This window comes from Ferrimonas gelatinilytica (assembly GCF_039544205.1).
In the GTDB taxonomy this organism is placed as follows: Bacteria; Pseudomonadota; Gammaproteobacteria; order Enterobacterales; family Shewanellaceae; genus Ferrimonas; species Ferrimonas gelatinilytica.
In genome coordinates this window covers 1-4,049 of the sequence record NZ_BAABLF010000020.1, presented here as the reverse complement: position 1 = coordinate 4,049, position 4,049 = coordinate 1, and the positions used below count along the sequence as shown (strand labels likewise).

Genomic DNA, 4,049 nt, shown 5'->3' with positions numbered 1-4,049 from the left:
GGCTTCACCACCCATGTGCTTAGCCAGCACGTTGGTGATCGCAGCGGTCAGAGTGGTTTTACCGTGGTCAACGTGGCCGATGGTACCAACGTTAACGTGCGGTTTTGTGCGTTCAAACTTTTCTTTGGACATGATACGCCTCAGTCAAAAGTTAAGTGGGGTAATCCACTTTGGCTTCTAGGTACTCGGAATTGAGTATAACAGCATAAAAATGACGTGACGCGAGGGAGGATGGTGCTAATACCCAGAGTCGAACTGGGGACCTCACCCTTACCAAGGGTGCGCTCTACCAACTGAGCTATATCAGCACTTAAAGGAGTGGAGCGGGCAGCGGGAATCGAACCCGCATCTCTAGCTTGGAAGGCTAGGGTAATAGCCATTATACGATGCCCGCATTTCCCTTAGCGCACGCCAGGGAAGATATGGTGGAGGGGGTAGGATTCGAACCTACGAAGGCGGAGCCGGCAGATTTACAGTCTGCTCCCTTTGGCCACTCGGGAACCCCTCCAGAATTTGGTGCCGCCACCAAGAGTCGAACTCGGGACCTACTGATTACAAGTCAGTTGCTCTACCAACTGAGCTATAGCGGCACGGCATCTTGTCGATGCGGAGCGCATGATAGAAAAAGCACTGCATCAGCGCAATAGGAAAAAGCGAAAAATCATTAAACCGGACATTGGTTGACGATGATTTAATCGCTTCCACTACTCGAGCGGCCAACTTAGCCACCAAGTGGGAAAAGCTCGCACCTTAGCTGCGCATTCCTGTACCTTTTCCCCAGCCGATTGTATAGTCCGGCACGAAACCTCAAGGAGATACGATGCCTTTAGAGTCCGGTGATAAGGATCACGCTTACCAACGCTTCAGTCGGTCCGAGTGGGCGGGGCTGCGCGCCGCGGTACCTTTGCCATTAAGTGAGATGGAACTGGATCGCTTGAGGGGCATCAACGAAAGTATTTCGCTGGAAGAAGTGAAGACTATCTATCTGCCTTTGTCGCGCTTACTTAACCTGTATGTCCATGCCAAACAGCATCGAGGAGATGTGCTCGAGCGTTTCCTGGGGCGCAAGCCCTCGTTAGGACCCTACATCATCAGCGTCGCGGGCTCCGTCGCTGTGGGTAAGAGTACCACCGCTCGAATCTTGCAGGCGCTGTTGCAGCGCTGGCCAGAGCACCCCCAGGTTGAGCTGGTCACCACAGACGGCTTTCTTTATCCCCTGAAGGATCTCAAACAGCGGAACCTATTGGGACGAAAGGGCTTCCCGGAAAGTTACGATATGCGCTTGCTGCTGGATTTTGTGCGCCGAGTAAAATCTGGAGAAATGGCAGAAGCCCCCATTTACTCACATCTCAGCTATGACCGCATCAACGGGGCGACGCAGAAAATTCATTGCCCAGACATCCTCATCCTGGAAGGGTTAAACGTGCTGCAGTCCAGCATCGATTACCCGCACTGGCGGCAACGCCCGTTTGTATCCGACTTTGTCGACTTCTCTATCTATGTCGATGCCGACGAGGCGTTGCTAAAGCAGTGGTATGTAGAGCGTTTTCTCAGATTCCGAGATGGTTCATTCCGGGATCCAAACTCCTACTTTCACCATTATGCACAACTCACTGCCAGCGAAGCAGAGAAGACCGCTTGCAAAATCTGGGACGAGATCAACGGTCCGAACCTCAGGGACAATGTTGCGCCGACCCGAGAACGCGCCGATCTGATCCTGAGTAAAGGGGATGCACATCGCATCGAGCAAATTCAGTTGCGGGGATAAATCGTCAGGAATCAGCTCGCAGGCTGATTTCGCCGCCGCCAAAAGCTTTCAACTGGCCGTCCGGAAGAGCGATCAGCACGTTGCCCCCTTCATCGATACCGCGGGCAACTCCGACCACCTTCCGCTCTCCCATCAACAGCTGAACCGGTTTATCCGCATACTGGTCTCTCTGGCGCCAACGCTCTACAAAGGTCTTTAAACCTGACTGTTCAAACTCACCCAGACCTTGGTCCAGATGGGCCAGTACACGGCAAGCCAAAGCCGTTCGATCCAGATCAGGTAAGTCATCAGCGAGGTCTATCCATGGCTGATCAATACGTACAGCTGCCCCCTCTGGCATGCTGATATTGATCCCAGCACCGATCACCAGCTCACAAGGCTCTCCCATCTGACCATGCATCTCGATTAGGATCCCGCCAAGCTTCCGACCTGAACGATAGAGGTCATTGGGCCACTTTAGGCGAACGTCTTTAACACCCAAGGTTTCCAGTGACTCAGCGAGCAGCACCCCGACCGCCAGGCTCAATCCCGCCACTGCCAACATTCCTCGCTCGAAACGCCAAAAATAGGAGAGGTAAAGATGGCAACCCAAAGGAGAGACCCACTCACGTCCACGCCGACCACGCCCCTGTGTTTGCATCTCTGCCAGGCAGGACTCGCCATTGACACACAGATGGCGGCGTTTCAGAAGGAAATCGTTAGTAGAACCCAGCTGCCAGAAAAGGTGTACCGGCAAATCACGGTTGGCGCTCAGCCCCTCATATTCGAGCAAGCTCAATGGACGAGAAAGACGATACCCCCTCCCCTTTACTCGGTGGACCTCCAGCCCTAGCTCAGCCAAAGCTGCCATGTGGTTATGAATTGCGGCGCGGCTGACTCCCAAACGCTCCGCCAACACTGAGCCCGAGTAAAACTGCCCGTCGGCCAGTATCTCGATCAACGCTTTACGTGCATCTGACAGTACCATCTACCAGCAAAGCTCCCCATATTTGTCGTAGATCCGCACTTCTGGATCAAGCGTGATCCCGTAGTGATTCTCGACCTCTGCGACAACATGACGGGCCAGAGACAGGATCTCCTCAGCGGTGGCGCCGCCGGTATTTACCAGCACCAGCGCCTGGTCATCGTGAACCGCCGCCTTACCCCGACGACAACCCTTCAGGCCTGCCTGATCTATCAACCACCCCGCTGGGACTTTGATCCAGCCTGGCCGGTCTGGGTAACCAGGAAGATCTGGATGCATCTCCTGGATCTGAGCAAATTGCTCCTGAGAAATAACAGGATTTTTAAAAAAGCTGCCTGCGTTACCGAGCTGCTTCGGGTCCGGCAATTTTGATTGTCGGATCTGAACAACCGCCTTATAGACATCTAGAGGCGAGAGGTCGCTGCGTTGCGCCAAGGACTTTAAAGGCCCATACCCCAGCAGTGGCTGCCACCGAGTGGCTAACGCCAAGCCGACTGCGATTATGACGCTGCGTCCTGCCAATTCACGCTTGAATATCGACGTCCGATAGTCAAATTCACACTGCTTGGCATCAAGACGCACGACTTCCATAGTTTCCAGATCGAGGTAATCCACATAGAGACAAACGTCTGCAAACTCACAGCCATAGGCACCAATGTTCTGGATCGGTGCAGCGCCGACACAACCGGGGATCAAAGCAAGGTTTTCCAGCCCGCCAACACCCTGTGCCAGACTCCATTGCACCACTTCATCCCAGTTCTCACCAGCACCAAGGTGGAGCAGACATTCATGCTCACCACGGTGTAAAGATCGCCCCATCAGCCTGTTAAAAACCACATGGCCAATAAAGTCTTCGGTAAACAGGACATTACTCCCACCCCCGAGCACCAAGGTCGGTACTTCCCGGTCTTTGGCAGCACGCATACTTGAACGCAACTGCATCAAATCCGTCACGACGATCCCTTCATCACTATGACTCGGCACGGCAAAGGTATGCCAGGGCTGCAGATCGAATTGGGGGCTGCTATGAGTGGGCATGAAAAGTAGCTTCTCCAAGGTTAGCAACGAAGTCGCATGGTAAGGTATGGCCTGGGAATATGCGAGACGGGCAGCAAGATAGCAACAATGTCTGATGAAGCCATGCGGGACCTCTCAATTCGATCCTCCCAACTTCCTAGGTCCGACGCTCCTGACAGGGAATGTAGCCTGAGGGCTTCCACAGGGAAGTAATGTTCGCAACACACGCTCACGAAGCGCGGCCTCACAAAACACCGAACCATTCGAGCACTCATACGCCCAAACGAAAAAACCCAGCCG

At 53.8% G+C, this 4,049-nt stretch carries 4 protein-coding genes and 4 tRNA genes; 1 reads left to right on the top strand and 7 read right to left on the bottom strand.

All coding sequences use genetic code 11. The annotated features are described in order from the left end of the window. From ABD997_RS12125 to ABD997_RS12105, 5 genes are all read right to left on the bottom strand, one after another. A partial coding sequence (locus ABD997_RS12125; RefSeq protein WP_345317290.1) for a GTP-binding protein occupies window positions 1–132 on the bottom strand: 132 nt, incomplete at its 3' end. A 100-nt stretch (window positions 133–232) separates the two neighbouring features. Then, window positions 233–308 (bottom strand) — tRNA-Thr (locus tag ABD997_RS12120). An 11-nt stretch (window positions 309–319) separates the two neighbouring features. Further along, window positions 320–394 (bottom strand) — tRNA-Gly (locus ABD997_RS12115). A 29-nt stretch (window positions 395–423) separates the two neighbouring features. Next, window positions 424–508: transfer RNA gene (locus tag ABD997_RS12110), tRNA-Tyr, on the bottom strand. A gap of 6 nt (window positions 509–514) precedes the next feature. Beyond that, a tRNA-Thr gene (locus ABD997_RS12105) sits at window positions 515–590 on the bottom strand. Window positions 591–820: 230 nt separating this feature from the next. On the opposite strand from ABD997_RS12105, the gene coaA reads away from it, so the two are divergent. Next, window positions 821–1,768: a type I pantothenate kinase gene (gene coaA / locus ABD997_RS12100; protein ID WP_345317288.1), complete on the top strand. Its 948-nt coding sequence runs from the start codon at window positions 821–823 to the stop codon at window positions 1,766–1,768. Window positions 1,769–1,772: 4 nt separating this feature from the next. On the opposite strand, the gene birA is transcribed toward coaA, so the two are convergent. Both birA and murB read right to left on the bottom strand, forming a co-directional pair. Next, complete coding sequence (birA, locus tag ABD997_RS12095) at window positions 1,773–2,735, bottom strand: bifunctional biotin--[acetyl-CoA-carboxylase] ligase/biotin operon repressor BirA (RefSeq protein ID WP_345317287.1); 963 nt, start codon at window positions 2,733–2,735, stop codon at window positions 1,773–1,775. Beyond that, on the bottom strand, window positions 2,736–3,770 hold the full coding sequence (murB, locus tag ABD997_RS12090) for a UDP-N-acetylmuramate dehydrogenase (protein ID WP_345317285.1): 1,035 nt from the start codon (window positions 3,768–3,770) through the stop codon (window positions 2,736–2,738). Between the last annotated feature and the right edge of the window lie 279 nt (window positions 3,771–4,049).

Bases quoted from the DNA above. Each gene is read 5' to 3' on its own strand.
- coaA (WP_345317288.1), top strand. From the start codon at position 821: ATGCCTTTAGAGTCCGGTGATAAGGATCACGCTTACCAACGCTTCAGT.
- birA (WP_345317287.1), bottom strand. From the start codon at position 2,735: ATGGTACTGTCAGATGCACGTAAAGCGTTGATCGAGATACTGGCCGAC.
- murB (WP_345317285.1), bottom strand. From the start codon at position 3,770: ATGCCCACTCATAGCAGCCCCCAATTCGATCTGCAGCCCTGGCATACC.